The 14,438-nt window shown below is 53.2% G+C and carries 10 protein-coding genes; 4 read left to right on the plus strand and 6 right to left on the minus strand.

All coding sequences use genetic code 11. From position 1 onward, the window contains the following. Position 1: 1 nt before the first annotated feature. The 3 genes from QN215_RS04980 to QN215_RS04990 form a co-directional block, all read right to left on the minus strand. Positions 2-1,594: a YifB family Mg chelatase-like AAA ATPase gene (locus QN215_RS04980; RefSeq protein ID WP_369344985.1), complete on the minus strand. Its 1,593-nt coding sequence runs from the start codon at positions 1,592-1,594 to the stop codon at positions 2-4. Beyond that, complete coding sequence (locus tag QN215_RS04985; RefSeq protein ID WP_369344986.1) at positions 1,591-2,025, minus strand: YraN family protein; 435 nt, start codon at positions 2,023-2,025, stop codon at positions 1,591-1,593. The genes QN215_RS04980 and QN215_RS04985 overlap by 4 nt, the downstream gene beginning before the upstream one ends. 408 nt (positions 2,026-2,433) lie before the next feature. After that, complete coding sequence (locus QN215_RS04990) at positions 2,434-3,312, minus strand: pyridoxamine kinase (RefSeq protein WP_369344987.1); 879 nt, start codon at positions 3,310-3,312, stop codon at positions 2,434-2,436. 297 nt (positions 3,313-3,609) lie between these two features. Here QN215_RS04990 and QN215_RS04995 point away from each other — a divergent pair, with 297 nt between their 5' ends. Then, positions 3,610-4,920 (plus strand): O-acetylhomoserine aminocarboxypropyltransferase/cysteine synthase family protein, encoded by a 1,311-nt coding sequence (locus tag QN215_RS04995; protein ID WP_369344988.1) that lies wholly within the window; start codon positions 3,610-3,612, stop codon positions 4,918-4,920. A gap of 53 nt (positions 4,921-4,973) precedes the next feature. Here QN215_RS04995 and QN215_RS05000 read toward each other — a convergent pair whose 3' ends face one another. Beyond that, positions 4,974-5,927: an aminodeoxychorismate lyase gene (locus tag QN215_RS05000; protein WP_369344989.1), complete on the minus strand. Its 954-nt coding sequence runs from the start codon at positions 5,925-5,927 to the stop codon at positions 4,974-4,976. Between the two features lie 317 nt (positions 5,928-6,244). Between QN215_RS05000 and QN215_RS05005 the strand changes: the two genes are divergently transcribed. Together QN215_RS05005 and QN215_RS05010 are read left to right on the plus strand one after the other, a co-directional pair. Beyond that, positions 6,245-7,030, plus strand: coding sequence for an ABC transporter ATP-binding protein (locus QN215_RS05005; protein ID WP_369345071.1), 786 nt, complete (start codon positions 6,245-6,247; stop codon positions 7,028-7,030). Between the two features lie 94 nt (positions 7,031-7,124). Further along, positions 7,125-9,722: an ABC transporter permease gene (locus QN215_RS05010; RefSeq protein ID WP_369344990.1), complete on the plus strand. Its 2,598-nt coding sequence runs from the start codon at positions 7,125-7,127 to the stop codon at positions 9,720-9,722. Positions 9,723-9,874: 152 nt separating this feature from the next. Here the strand turns inward: QN215_RS05010 and QN215_RS05015 are convergent, their stop codons facing one another. Together QN215_RS05015 and QN215_RS05020 are read right to left on the minus strand one after the other, a co-directional pair. Beyond that, a complete protein-coding gene (locus QN215_RS05015) occupies positions 9,875-10,642 on the minus strand; it encodes a response regulator (RefSeq protein ID WP_369344992.1) in 768 nt (255 codons plus the stop codon). Continuing rightward, a complete protein-coding gene (locus QN215_RS05020) occupies positions 10,639-13,368 on the minus strand; it encodes a histidine kinase (protein WP_369344993.1) in 2,730 nt (909 codons plus the stop codon). Before QN215_RS05020 ends, QN215_RS05015 begins: the two co-directional genes overlap by 4 nt. Positions 13,369-13,615: 247 nt before the next feature. Here QN215_RS05020 and proC point away from each other — a divergent pair, with 247 nt between their 5' ends. Then, positions 13,616-14,416, plus strand: a complete 801-nt coding sequence (proC, locus tag QN215_RS05025; RefSeq protein WP_369344994.1) for a pyrroline-5-carboxylate reductase — start codon at positions 13,616-13,618, stop codon at positions 14,414-14,416. Positions 14,417-14,438 lie beyond the last annotated feature (22 nt).

Raw genomic sequence — 14,438 nt, forward strand, 5'->3', positions numbered from 1 at the left:
TTCATGAGAGTCTCGTTCTCAGTTGAATGCTTGATTCGATATCAGCCATGTTCGGACTGGTATGGCCATTCAGATCTGCAAGCGTCCAACATAGCCGAATCGACCTATCAGCTCCACGCATGCTCAGTCCGCCTTGTCCCAGCACGGTATTGACCACTGCGAGTACCTTCTTGGAGGTGTGCTTGCGCAGCCATTCGCCGCTGGCATCAGCATTGCAATTCCAACCAAAACCGTGGAAGCGTTCTTTGGCACAGTTTCGTGCCATCAGAACCACTTTGCGTATGGTTTCACTCGAAGACACGGTTGAAGTGGGCAATTCAATCATCTCCGATACTTCACGAATCTGTGACTGAATATCAATGCGGTCCAATATTGGCCCTGACAGACGATTCCAATATCGCGTCCGCTCCTTCACCGAGCATGTGCAGCGCTCGCCATTGCCAAAGTCGAAACCACATGGGCAAGGGTTTGCAGCCATGATGAGCTGAAATCTAGCTGGAAAGAATGCCGTACCTTTGGCTCGGGACAGCGCAATAAGGCCAGTTTCCAGTGGTTCGCGCAAGGTTTGCAAGGTTCGTGGAGAAAATTCAGGTGCCTCGTCCATGAACAGCACGCCTCGGTGAGCTCTCGTTATGGCGCCGGGCAGGGCAACGCCGCTTCCGCCACCGACCAGTGAAGCGGTTGAAGCTGTATGATGCGGGGCAATGAACGGTGGAATGTCCGTTATTCCATACTGGTGAAGATTGCCGCAAAGGGAACGTATCGATGCCACTTCCAGCTGTTCCTCTTCGCTGAGTGGCGGAAGTATTGTCGGTAGACGTGAAGCCAGCATGCTCTTGCCTGAACCCGGCGGTCCAGTCATAATCATGTGATGGCCACCGGCTGCAGCGACGGTTAACGCCCATTTTGCCTGTTCCTGACCAATGACCTGGCTCATATCCAGCGTGCTATAGCCATGTGAAGGATGCTCCGGCAATGTCGCCGAATTGGATGCGTCTGGTGAATCACGAGTCTTGCCCACCAATGATGTGCCGGAGCCGAACGGTGTCGTTCTGGATTGATGCTGTATGCGATACACAGCCTTGCCACCTCGCATCTCAACAAGTTCGCCAAGATGTCTGATACCCGTTATCTCCATATCCGGAACCAGGGCAGCTTCGGCTTCGTTGGTAGAGGGAACGACTACCTTGCGCACGCCGCGAGCCTTGGCATGCAAAATCATCGGAAGCACACCGTTGACATGGAGGACACTGCCATCAAGATTCAGCTCTCCAATGGCAAGCTCATCTTCAATGGCCTCAGAGGGAATAAATGAGCCTGCAGAGAGGATGCTCAAAGCGATTGCCACATCGTATGACGATCCTTTTTTCGGTAAGGAGGCGGGAGACAGGTTGACGGTGATCCGCGTTTCTGGCCATGAAAAACCGACGGACGAGCAGGCTGATTTCACCCGTTCTCGCGCCTCTGAAACGGAGGTGTCCGGCAACCCGATAATGGAAAAGTAGGGAAGTCCAGGCGAAATAAACGATTGAATCGCTATGGGACAGGCCTTCAAGCCGACCAAGCCAATTGAGAGTGAAGTTCCAATTCTCATGCGAACGCGCTCCGAAGATGATTCACGTACACGGTGTTGCCAAGCACTGAGATTGCAACCACATCAAAGCGCACGCCATGATGAGCAACTCGATGCGATGTGTCGCATAGCCATTGCGATCCGGCACGTCGAAGATTGCGCTGCTTTCTATAATCGACGGCATCCTGAGGATTGCCGAATCTTCGGTTACGGCGCGTTTTCACCTCTACAAAGACAATCATCCCATCGGTGTCTACGGCGATAATGTCAAGTTCACCATACCGTGATTGCCAGTTTCGGCCGAGAATTCGCCAACCTCGACAGATCAGCCAATGTTCGGCGTATCGTTCGCCCAGCATTCCCAGCGATTTTGGACTCAAGCCTGGATCCAGCAACTGATTCGGTGAAGGGGGTGAAATGGGATGCGTGCCTTCTGCAAGTTGTATGTTCATGCATTCAAGTTGACCATGCGGAGGACATCCAAGAAACTGAAGCTTAGAGATGTGGTCGAATGTGGCTGTTCGCAATTCGGCTGTGGATGCGTATCCAATTGTCCATATCAGTATCCACATCCTTGATCCACACAAGGCATAACGAGTCTGTGTTCATAACGAGTCTGTGCCCGTAAGAGTCGGTACCAGCAAGAGTCGGAACCAGCAAGGGTTTGTGCCCACAAAAGCCCGTGCCCAAAGAGCTTGCGCATAACGAATCAATGCACAAGAAGTGAATGCACATACAGAGAACCCATGTCGGCGTAGTCCCGGAATCTCAGCGCAAGAGAACTGAAATTCAAGGTCTACGAGACATGGGTGATAGCAATGCGGGCTGCAGCAGGCAAAAGACCTGGTGCCCTTGGTACGTCAGTGAACCAATGACGTCAATTCGAAAAGACTCAGCTCGAAGCTGACGCCACGTTCCTGGTAATGGGGCTGATTACGTGTGTCCATCATTGCCGAGCGGACGAATTCACCTGCAATGCGAGCGCTTTCGGCGAGATTCTTTCCTGCCATGATTGCGCCGCACAGTGAGGATGCGAAGGCATCTCCCGTTCCATGAATCATGAATGGCAGCTTCTCATGCTCAAGCTCGACCATATGGCTGGCATCGCCGAGCGCTGCCGATGCCACATAGTTGCGAATCGAGCCGTCATTTCTGTCGATGCCTTTCAGCACGACGTTCTTTGCGCCAAGATCAAGCAAAGCCTGAACCCATGAGGTGACTTCCTCATCCTTGATGTTCTGACCAGGGTAGTCGCGCCCGGTCAGGATGCTGGCTTCGGTGAGATTCGGCATCAGAATGTCAGCGCCGTCGGCAAGCCTGCCCATCGCATCGCACAGCTCCTTGGTGTAGGTGGGATACATCTTGCCGGCATCGCCCATAACCGGGTCGACCAAACGCAAGGAATTCGGATACTCAGTGTACAGGCGTTGAATGATGCTCACCTGATCCGCACTGCCAAGAAAGCCACTGTATACGGCATCCAGCTCGACGTTTTCCTTTCGCCAGGCATCCAGATAGCCGGGGAGCATGTCCGTCGTGTCGTGGAACGTGAAGTCCTTGTACATGGTATGGGCGCTGAACAGGGCCGTTGGAACGGGGCACACGTCACAGCCTGCGGCTGAAAGGATTGGAATGGCGGCCGTCAGCGAGCATTTGCCATAGCCACACATGTCATGTACGGCGGCGACGCGTGGAATGTATTGTGGGTCGCGATCAAAAAGAGTCACATCGTTAGTCATCGGTATCTTCGCATCCTTGTTGCTTGTGAGTCGGATCTGTTGAGGTATCCGCCTTCACACAGCAACAATAGCGCAGTTTGAGCACTCCCATGCATGTCGGTGTCCGTGCTTGAAAAGGGTGCTATCCCTTGTGCTGAGCGAAACTTATATACGTTATAAACAATGGCGATAACCGATACGCGTTTCTGGCTTGCGCTTGGCTTTGCAACCACATAATCTCGCATTTGACACGGCTTCCAGTGATGGTGGTCGATATTGATGATGTGAGCAAATGTTGAAACCATACAAGGAGCAGCAATGGCAGACAAGAAGTACCGTTTTGAAACCCTCCAACTTCACGTTGGACAGGAAGAGGCAGACCCAGCTACCGATTCGCGCGCAGTTCCGATCTATGCGACGACGAGTTATGTCTTCCATGATTTCGATCATGCCGAGGCACGCTTCGGCCTTCAGGACGCAGGAAACATCTATGGTCGTCTGACGAATTCCACTCAGGGCGTGTTCGAGGATCGCATCACTGCTCTTGAAGGTGGCACAGCGGGTCTCGCCGTTGCATCCGGCGCCGCTGCAGTCGAATATGCGGTACGCAACATCACCCAATCCGGGGATCATATCGTATCGAGCAAGAACATCTATGGCGGAACGTATAACTTGTTCAAGCACACGTTGATTCGCGATGGCATTGCAACGACATTCGTCGATCCGGAAGATGCGCGGAACTTTGAGGACGCCATTCAGGATAATACCAAACTGGTGTATTTCGAGACCTTTGGCAATCCCAACGCAGACCTGCCAGATTTCGAAGCCATCAGCGCGATTGCGCACAAGCACCATCTTCCAGTGATCGTTGACAACACCTTCGCCACGCCTTATCTGTTCCGTCCGCTTGAGCATGGTGCAGACGTCGTTGTCGAATCGGCAACCAAGTTCATCGGCGGACATGGCACCGCACTCGGTGGTGTGGTCGTAGAGGGTGGCAAGTTCGACTGGAATGAAGTTCCAGGAAAGTTCCCCACGTTGACCGAAGCCGATCCAAGCTATCATGGGCTGAAATTCTTTGAAGCGCTGGGGCCTGCCGCTTTCGTCACCCGCATCCGTGCGATTCTGCTTCGTGACACCGGTGCGACCCTTTCGCCATTCGCAGCATTCTTGCTGCTTCAAGGCACGGAAACCCTGAGCTTGCGTGTCGAGCGTCATGTGGAGAACGCGTTGAAGGTCGTTGACTATCTTCAGACCGTGCCTGAGGTGGAGGCGGTTCGCCACCCGTCCATTCCAGGTCGCCGCGATCATGAGCTGTATCAGCGCTACTTCCCGAATGGCGCAGGCTCAATCTTCACCTTCGACGTGAAGGGCGGCAAGGATGCGGCTCGTGTCTTCATCGACAATCTCCATCTCTTCTCGCTATTGGCAAACGTTGCCGATGTGAAGTCCTTGGTGATTCACCCAGCTTCCACCACGCATTCGCAGGAAACCACTGAGGAACTTGAAGATCAGGGCATCCATCCAGGAACCATTCGTCTTTCGATTGGCACTGAGAACATTGACGACATCCTTGACGATCTGAAGGGTGGCTTCGCAGCTCTGAAGGAGTCCGGACTGGCCGAGTAGTGAGTTCCGTGCGCTGGACTTGAATTGAAGATGAGGGCATGTTCTGAGGCAGCTTAGAACATGCCCTCATCTGGTTGTATCTGCAATGCTTCCTCTTGCGTTCGTCCAGAATGAATCGCATCGTTGGCGCGCTGCACGAAGTCAGGGTTCACGACAAACTTCGTATCATCGATGCTTGCCACCGGTATAACCCAACCACCGTGCGTCATGAACACATGATCCGCTTCCAGTAGGCGGGCAAAGGGGAGCGTCGCATATTCCCAGCTGCCGCCTTCCTGCTGATTGAACGAAAACAGTTCACGCTGACTGGTTCCATGAAGAATGCCGATATTAGGATTCGGCGTTACCAGACGATTGCCATATTGGGCGACGATTGAAGAGTTCGGGCATTCCAGCACAAAGCCATCCTCGGTAGTCGTGACGGCATCATCGACATGGCGACGGTCACATTCCCGGTGCATGGCCATATTGACCGCATAGCTCAAGGTCTTCGCACCATTGAGCAGCCAAGGGGCACGGGATGTGATGTCGGAGGAATATCCACGGTTCAGCGCGGTCAACGTGATCGGATCGGTGTCGTGCAGCGCCCCTTGCGCATCGAGAAACATCCAGACATGGGGTAAGCCGTCGCTGGCACGGCCAATGCCCGTTTCCGCATCCAGGCCACGGGAGACCAGAATGCGTAGAATCGGACCGGGTTCAGGATCATCATAGTGAGCGATCATTTCGTCAACTGCTCGGGAAAATTCTGCGACATTCGGCTTCGGCAATTCCATCAACGCGGCAGAATGGGCAAGTCTGCGCAGGTGAGCCTGCAAGGAGATAGGCGTGCCGTGCCATACGGTGGTCGCCTCAAAAATTCCGTCGCCGCGCGTGACGGCATAGTCAAAAGGACTTACCACGCGCTCATGCGCGTCAACAATCGTCATCAGTGGCTCTGTCGAGTGCTGAGCGCCCTCCCCAAACAATCGGGCCGAATCAGCAATTCCTAGAACGATGCTCGCCATGTCCAACCTCTCGATCCTTCAACGTACGTGAACGCTTATCCTACATGGTACGCATGTCACGCACGATTCACTTCCTGCTGATGTCTGGCTGATACAGGGCATGTCATCCTTAAGAATGAGAAATGCATGGAAGAATCCTGAGAATTTGCCTGTTTCGTATGCAAAATCAGTCTTTTGTCTGATTTCAGCGTACTTCGGTGCTTCATATTCTTGATATATACAGGCGCGAACCGAGCGTCATACATCAGAGGAGAATGAAGATGAGCACTGTGAATCCCACGAATGCTGAGCGTGCCTTGGCAAACCCCAACAATGGCATGCATCGTGATACCGCGATTGAAGCAATCGACGTAGTCAAGGATTATGGAAGCGGAGAAAATGCGGTGCATGCACTTCGCGGAGTGAATGTGGCGTTTGAACGAGGCAAGTTCACGGCAATCATGGGGCCTTCCGGCTCAGGAAAATCTACGCTGATGCACACGCTTGCTGGACTGGATTCAGTCTCGCACGGCAAGGTCGTCTTCTCGGGATTCGACATCACATCGATGAACGACACTGACCTGACCATGCTTCGTAGGCATCGAATCGGTTTCATCTTCCAAAGTTTCAATCTTCTTCCGATGTTCACGGCCAAGCAGAACATTCTTATGCCCTTGACTCTTTCGGGTGGAAAAGTCGACAAACAATGGTTCCGCATGCTCACACAGACGCTCGGTTTGAAAGATCGCTTGGAGCACAGGCCAAATGAGCTTTCTGGCGGTCAGCAGCAGCGTGTGGCCATTGCCCGCGCCTTGATAACAAAGCCTGACGTGGTGTTCGCTGACGAGCCAACCGGCAATCTCGACTCCGTGTCGAGTGCCGAGGTTCTGGGCTTCCTGAAGAAATCCGTCACCGACTTTGGTCAGACCATCATCATGGTGACGCATGATGCCGTCGCAGCGTCATACGCCGATCGTGCCATCGTTTTCGCCGATGGGAACATCGTCGCCGACGAAGCCAATCCCAACCCGGACCGCATGAACGATCTCTTGATGCAGGAGCGTCGCCGTTCTCTGACTCAGCAAACCGTTACAGCACAGGTCAATTCAGCGTTGCTTCGCTGAATTCATCTGCCATTGAGCGTCATCGTTCGCATCATCACGTCGTCTATCAGAGCACTATAAGGACACCATCATGTGGTCAGTAACCATGCAATTAATGAAACGAAATCTGACAATGCTGATTCCCGCCGGCATTGCCATTCTGGTTGGTTCCATGTTTATTTCATGCACCTTCCTTTTCAGCAACACATTGAACTATTCGCTGCGAAAGCAGATCTCCGCCAACTTTGGCGAGGCAAATTACGGGGTGACTCCGAAGACCCCTTCAGACAGCGATAACGCAGCGTTGTCAACTGTCTCAGATTTCCGACTTCAAGAACTCAAGAATCTCAACGGGGTCGAAGGCGTCAGAACCGATGTTTCCACACCTATGGAAATCAGTGCAAAGCTTGGGGGAGAAGGCATCAGGCACACTTCCACCATTGCAATTGCTGCTGCGGAACCTTCATCGATGCTGCCCCTGCAGCTCACTTCAGGTGTCTGGCCCAAGGCATCTGGGCAGGTTGCCATTGCGGACAGTGTGGCCAAGCAGCTCAATCTCAGCGTAGGTTCAACGGTGAGCGTCAGCACCGCCGCTGAAACCAGCATGTACGGTACGAGCGGATCACTTGCCGGCATGAAGGTCGTTGGCATCACCCATGATGGCGCCGGAGCGTTCTCGTATTATCGAGGCGCATGCGTATTGAGTGAATCCGATATCGCAGCGGTTCAAGGCGTCTCGACAGGATTCAACGACCTCTATACATCTGAAGTCTTCCTCACGATACATCCCACTGCAGGCGCAACCGAGTCACAGGTGGTTGACCATGTCAAGAGCGTTCTGCCACAGGGCTTTGCAGTGCAATCAAAGCAGACCTTGCAGGATCAGCAAATCAAGCAGCTCAGCAGCGGTGGCACCAACGTCATCACGACCTTCGTGCTTGTGTTCGGCATTCTTGCCATGTTCGTTGCCAGTCTGGTGATCGGCAACACCTTCCAGGTGATGGTCGCACAACGGCGTAGAACTTTGGCACTGCTCAGAACCATCGGTGCGAAAAAGGGTCAGCTCTATCGTTCGGTCGTGCTCGAATCGCTGATTCTTGGATTTGCAGGATCGGTGATCGGCGTGGCATGTGCCATGGGACTGATGGCCATTCTTGCCGTTGCCGGCACGACCCTTGGAAACGTTTCCTTCGCGCTGATTCCAAGCTGGCAGGTTATTGTAATCCCTATCGTCTTCGCACTGATTGCAACGACTGCCGCATCCATAAGTTCAGCTCGCATGGCCACCAAGGTAACGCCCCTCGAAGCTCTGCAGCCAATTGAAGCCTCCGAGAACAAGCGTTCGGGGAAGGCGAGAGCAATCTTTGGAATCTTGCTGCTGCTTGCTGGCCTTGCGCTCAGCTGCCTCGCAATCTATCGGACATATGCATCCACGCACGGCTCGCACATGTCGGATACCAACTCTGAAACCCTGGTGCTCATTGCCATTGTAGGTGTGATTTTCTGCTTCGTCAGCATGCTTGTCATGTCGCGCATGTGGATTCCTGCAATGCTCAAGGCTGTTGGAGTACTCATCTCCCACATTGGTGCGGCTTCAACGCTTGCCAGTGCCAATATTCAGAAGAATCATCGTCGCGTTGCTGCAACCGGTTCAGCCTTGCTCATAGGCGTGACCTTGGTCTCTTGCCTGGGAATTGGGGCTGCGAGCGCAAAGGCGACTATGGGAACGGTGCTGGACTCGCACTATAGCGTCGACATTCAGGCCGTTGGTCAATCCTTGGATGCTTCAGCCTTGCACAAGGTCGAAAGGGTCGAAGGGGTTGGCAGAGCAGAGTTGGTCAGCAGTGCAACCGCAACGATTACCAGTGGAGAGTATAAAGGCACGTCGATTGATATCTACGGTGTGAACACAGGTAACATCGCGGATGTCATGCATGGCATGATCAATTCCCAAGATCTGGACAGCGGCAAGCTGGTATTGTCATCGACTTCCGCCAAGAGCGATGCCGCCTTGAAGAAGCAGCATTCGCTTCCGATATCTTCCGGTAGTTCCGACTCGAAGGACATTCCTGTGACCATCGGAACATATCGGGGTATCGATAGCATGAACGGTCTGTACGGTATTGTGTCGCAGAGCACGTTCGATTCGATGGAATTGACCCATGTCAGCAACCAGATTTGGGTGAAGAGCAATGGCATAGCCAGTACCGCCAATCTGGTCGACAATGTGAAGAATGCATTATCTTCATATGCGAGCGTGAATGTGATCGGATCGATTGCAGAGCGTGCACTATGGGAACAGATGGTGAATGCGGTGTTGATGATCCTGGTCGCGCTGCTAGCCGTTGCCGTGGTTATCGCGTTGATCGGCGTGACGAATACCCTGAGTCTGTCTGTCATCGAACGTCAGAAGGAATCGGCGACCTTGCGTGCCATCGGCATGACGAAAGCCCAGCTGCGGCGTTCATTGGCAGTTGAAGCAATCCTTATCTCGCTTGGCAGCGGTGTGAGCGGAATTGTCGCCGGAACCTTGTTTGGCTGGCTGGGATCATACGTTGTCTTTGCTCCATTCGGCAAGGTTGCGTTCCCCTTCGATTGGCGCATGGCCTGCACGATCGTGATCATCGCATTGGCGGCCGCATTGCTTGCGAGCATCATCCCAGCCCGCCGCGCGACCAAAGTTTCGCCAGTGAGCGCGCTCGCTGAAGCCTAACCTGCAAAGCTGAAACTGAAAAAACCAAGATTGCGAGTTTTGTTGCCTTTTTAGAAGTATCAGAGACTTTTTCCTTGAAATGTTGACTAAATGTAGCCGATATTCGCTTTGATACATGAAAAAGGCAACAAAACTCGCAATCTTGATTTATATTACGAGACCAAATGGTTTTCGTAGGCAAAAACGACCGCCTGAACACGGTCACGAGCGTGGATTTTTTGCAGAATGTGAGCCACATGAGTTTTCACGGTCGGCAGGCTGATGAAGAGCTGCTCGGCAATCTCCTGATTGCTGAGCCCGTGTGAAATTTCGACAAGGACCTCGCGCTCGCGGTCGGTAAGTTCTGAGAGCTCTGGATCCTGATAGCTTTCCACTGCAGGCGGAGCAACAGACGGCGAAGGGGAGTCCAAGCCCTGCGAGCGCGTGGGTTTGGGTGTCCCGGCCTTGTCGTTGCTCCAGGAATCCTCGACAAAACCCGTTTCCATCATGTGCTCGACCAGACGCTTGGTCGCGCTTGGGGCGATGATCGCATTGCCCTGATGCACGGTTCGGATCGAAGAGAGCAGAGTCTCGGGTTCGGTATCCTTCAAAAGGAAACCGGAAGCCCCAGCATTGATCGCAGACATGACGTATTCATCAAGATCGAAGGTTGTGAGAATGATCACGTGCGTACTGTCATGCTCTGTTGATGCGGTAATCTGTTCAGTGGCCGATATGCCATCAAGACCGGGCATGCGCACATCCATCAGCACAACGTCTGGATGGAGACGATTGCATTGGTCAACTATCTGCTGACCGTCGTTCGCCTGACTTACGACGCGCATGTCAGGTTGAGAATTGATGACCATGGCGAAACCAGCCCGAACCAGTTCCTGATCGTCTGCAACGCTTACCTTGATTATCTCGTCGCCAATGTTCATGATTCATCGCTTTCCTTGGTTGCGCTTTCCACAGTGTTGTGTTGGTTTGCATGCTGGGATTTCTGTACGTGAAACTCGCCATGAAGCGTCTGACGTAGCTGGGCATCGTGAAGCTTTGCATCGTGAAGCTGTACATCGAGCGAGGCAGCGGGTTTCAGTTCGGAACTTGGCAGACCGCCGTTCACTGCATGTGACTTCTTTGAATCAGCGTCACTGAATCCGGTTGTGCGCAGTACCCCCAACAAGGTTCTCATATGTGCCAAAGCGGTGCGTCCCTGACGGCCAATCGCACCGAATGCCTCATCAAGAATGCCTTCGTTGGAATCATTATGAAACAAATCTGCAGACTTACCTGCCATGTTGTTCTGATACAGGGCGTCGATCGTTTGCAAGCCGTGTTCTGCCTGATTGACAACAGACATCAGCGTATCCGTAACTTCCTGCTGGATGATCGATGCGATGCGATTTCGCTCGTTGTCGGCACTCAACACCATTTGGCGCTGCTGCTCGAGCAGAATCGCCTCCTCGCGTTCTTGCAAGACCAGTACATTGTTGCCTCGTGCACGTACCCACAATGCGCATGCTGCTGAACCACCACACAGCAGCAGCATGTACAAGGTGGTGACTAGTCCATCACGAACCGAACGCACGTCCGAATTCATGCTGATGCCAAGCATTGCATCACGCGCAATGTCAATCAAGCTTCTGCCAGTATCTGCGGTTGCGAAATATGTCTGCATTCCAAGCAGCACCGAGTCGAGTGTGGCAAGGCTCAGCAGCTTCACCATATGTGATCGCCGGCCATACATGATTGCCGACGACAGATACACGACCGCATATATGTTTACGGCAAATGCGCCGGGAACGAACAAGAGTTGAACCGTGCAGCAGACAGCCACGAATACCGCAGTGATGAAGGGGAAACGTCTGCGCGTGCAGAGAGGCAAGGCCATAACACAAGTAACCAGTATCAGAACCATGCTCGAAGGGCTGGCGGAAGAAGACGAATAGAACAGGTACGTCTTGTTGGAGAGCTGGCTGACAAGGAAGAACGCCCATATGATTATCGCGCCTATCGTATCCACCAAGACGTAGTGGCGCTGAGTCCACTGGGAGAATCGCTCAATCGGATTCGGCTTGCGCGAATGATCGGAATCATGAACATGCAGAGGTTGGGAACGGAACAGGTCGATGGTCAACTGCACCTGGTGGATGAACGACTTGAATCCGCTAGCTTTCTCATTGTCCAGTGGAGTAAGAGGAAGCGTTACGACGAGTTCAAAGCCAGCCGTGGCAAGTGCTCCGGCATGAAATGAGCCGTTGCACGCCTCCACTCGTTCCCGCATGCCGAGCAATCCAAAACCCGGCGCGTGACCGTCTTCGCTCGCATGCTTGCCTCGTCCATTATCGCGAATCGTAAGACGTATCTCATGATCCGACCACTGTTCATCGACCACGACTTGGACCACGGAACCAGCATGCTTGCGCACGTTGCTCAGAGCTTCCTCAACGACGCGAAACAATGTCTCCTGGCAGTCAGCAGTGAGCATATCCGGGCTTGCCTTGCCACTGATATGCCGACTTACATGAGATTGAGGACTGATGGCATTCTCGTGCGAGATAAGCATGGGAATATCGGCATAGGTGGTCGAGGGGAGAGCGCTCCGTGCCGAATCGACACTGGATTCATGCACCAACCCGGCATGAGGTTCAACCGATTGCGTGACAGAATCGTGGACAGTTGACTGAGAAGCCCCCTGATCTCGGCTATCGCTTAGTTCAGCCGCAGTTTCCCGCCTGGCTGCTGCTTCCCCTTCGTGCGATTGCGATGAAGAGGCATCAGCAGATTCTTGCGCAGTCCTGTTTTCTTCAAGGGAACCATCATCGCGAACAGTGATCGTTCCCAGCAGCGACTGCATTCCGGAAAGCGCAGAACGTCCCTCACTTTCTATGTTTCGCATGGTCATTCGCGCAATATCAACATCGTGCTTTCCCGCATATCTTCCGGCATCCGACTGGACGATTATCGATGACAGCGTGTGCGCCACAACATCATGCATATCCCTTGCAATGCGAGCACGCTCTGCAAGTACCGCGATCTGTCGCTCCTCATCCTGACGGGACAGCAGAGCCTTGTTGCGCTCTTGCAGAAGCTGGATGGAATGCCTCCGGGCACGCTGCCAGTAAGCCATCAGGATGACGCTTATCAACGATATGAATACCGCAATCCCGAGAACTAGCATCACCCTTTTCAAGGAATCCGTGCAGTCTGCATCAAAAAAGGCCTGAGTGCGCAATGTGCATGCAAACGTTTCGGCTTTCGCTGACGTGTACCACAACGGAGACAGAAGCGGACCGAATGATTCCGACACGGCTCCCACCATGATCGTGAGCAAGCCCATGGCTCCAGCAATGAAGAGAAAGTGGTGAGTGTTCTTCGGATTGCCATAGACGATAACGCTGTAGAGCAGCATCAGGGAAGCAATGTCCGAGGACAGCGCACTCGGGCCAAGAATCAGATGAAGAAGAACACACACAACGAAGATCAGAGCTGCAGTCTGAGGGTATGTGCGTCGAATCAACAAAGGCACGCCGAGCGCAATCGTCCAGGGAATCATGGCCCATGCCGGGAATCGAAACAGCAATCCGTTGTAATCGACTCCTTTGTCGGCAAGCAGTACGAACAGCGCTGTGATCAGGGTGCCAGAAAGGATGTCCTGAATCATACGGTTGCCAAGCGCAGAACGGAAACGCTGAATAAATGAGTGCACGTTACCCAAGTTTAATGGTCTGCATGACTCGCTTGACACTTTGAGCCGGCCAGACAACGTAGAGCCTTGAATCCTTCCACCGGTCGCTTATGCTGATTATCGTTGACTGGTGACAGAAGTGGTGCAGAAGAAGTAACTGAGTTGAACTGCGTTCCGACTTCGAAAGCAGCGATATTCACGACAGTGCAGAAAGGCGACGACTATGGATTTGAGCTCACTTACCATCGGTTTTATCGGCTATGGCAATATGGCGCAGGCAATGGCTGAAGGATTTGTGGATCAGGGAGTGGTGACAGGCAAGCAGATAGTGGCTTGCGCAGGTCATTTCGGCAAGCTTGAAAAGAGTGTGGCGAAGATTGGCGCTCGCCCACTGCATTCTGCGACCGAGGTTGCCATCGCTGCGGATATCGTGATTATCGCGGTAAAGCCTTATCTGGTTGAATCTATTGTCGATTCCATCAAAACCGAAGTGGCGCATGATGACAAGTTCATCATTTCCATCGCATCAGGATGGACCCTCGAGCAATATCAGTCATTGCTCCTTCCTCAGACCCATGTGATCTGCACGATTCCGAACACGCCCATCGCCGTCGGTCAGGGAGTCGTCATCGCAGAAGCTGAGGATTCACTCAGCGATCATCAGAGGCAGATTGTGGAGGCCATGTTCAGCCCTGTCGCATTGTTCGAACGCGTTGAAACGGCGCAGATGTCAGTTGGCAGCGTCGTTGCCGGATGTGGTCCCGCCTATGCGGCCATGTTCATCGAATCGCTGGCAGATGCAGGGGTGAAATATGGTTTGCCACGCCAGACCGCCTATCGTCTGGCGGGAAAGATGGTGCAGGGCACCGGAGCATTGCAGATAGCTACCGGTCAGATTCCTGCCGCCATCAAGGATGCCGTATGCTCTCCTGGGGGCACCACCATCAAAGGCGTGTCCGCATTGGAGCAGCACGGTTTCAGGGGTTCGATCTTCTCGGCCGTAGATGCTGTCGTGGGAAAATAACATCAGCCATGTAACGCAAAAA

This window comes from Bifidobacterium sp. WK041_4_12 (assembly GCF_041080795.1).
In the GTDB taxonomy this organism is placed as follows: Bacteria; Actinomycetota; Actinomycetes; order Actinomycetales; family Bifidobacteriaceae; genus Bombiscardovia; species Bombiscardovia aquikefiricola.

Excerpts from the sequence above, each read along its gene's own strand:
- QN215_RS04980 (WP_369344985.1), bottom strand. The coding sequence starts at position 1,594 with ATGAGAATTGGAACTTCACTCTCAATTGGCTTGGTCGGCTTGAAGGCC.
- QN215_RS04985 (WP_369344986.1), bottom strand. The coding sequence starts at position 2,025 with ATGAACATACAACTTGCAGAAGGCACGCATCCCATTTCACCCCCTTCA.
- QN215_RS04990 (WP_369344987.1), bottom strand. The coding sequence starts at position 3,312 with ATGACTAACGATGTGACTCTTTTTGATCGCGACCCACAATACATTCCA.
- QN215_RS04995 (WP_369344988.1), top strand. The coding sequence starts at position 3,610 with ATGGCAGACAAGAAGTACCGTTTTGAAACCCTCCAACTTCACGTTGGA.
- QN215_RS05000 (WP_369344989.1), bottom strand. The coding sequence starts at position 5,927 with ATGGCGAGCATCGTTCTAGGAATTGCTGATTCGGCCCGATTGTTTGGG.
- QN215_RS05005 (WP_369345071.1), top strand. The coding sequence starts at position 6,245 with ATGCATCGTGATACCGCGATTGAAGCAATCGACGTAGTCAAGGATTAT.
- QN215_RS05010 (WP_369344990.1), top strand. The coding sequence starts at position 7,125 with ATGAAACGAAATCTGACAATGCTGATTCCCGCCGGCATTGCCATTCTG.
- QN215_RS05015 (WP_369344992.1), bottom strand. The coding sequence starts at position 10,642 with ATGAACATTGGCGACGAGATAATCAAGGTAAGCGTTGCAGACGATCAG.
- QN215_RS05020 (WP_369344993.1), bottom strand. The coding sequence starts at position 13,368 with ATGATTCAGGACATCCTTTCTGGCACCCTGATCACAGCGCTGTTCGTA.
- proC (WP_369344994.1), top strand. The coding sequence starts at position 13,616 with ATGGATTTGAGCTCACTTACCATCGGTTTTATCGGCTATGGCAATATG.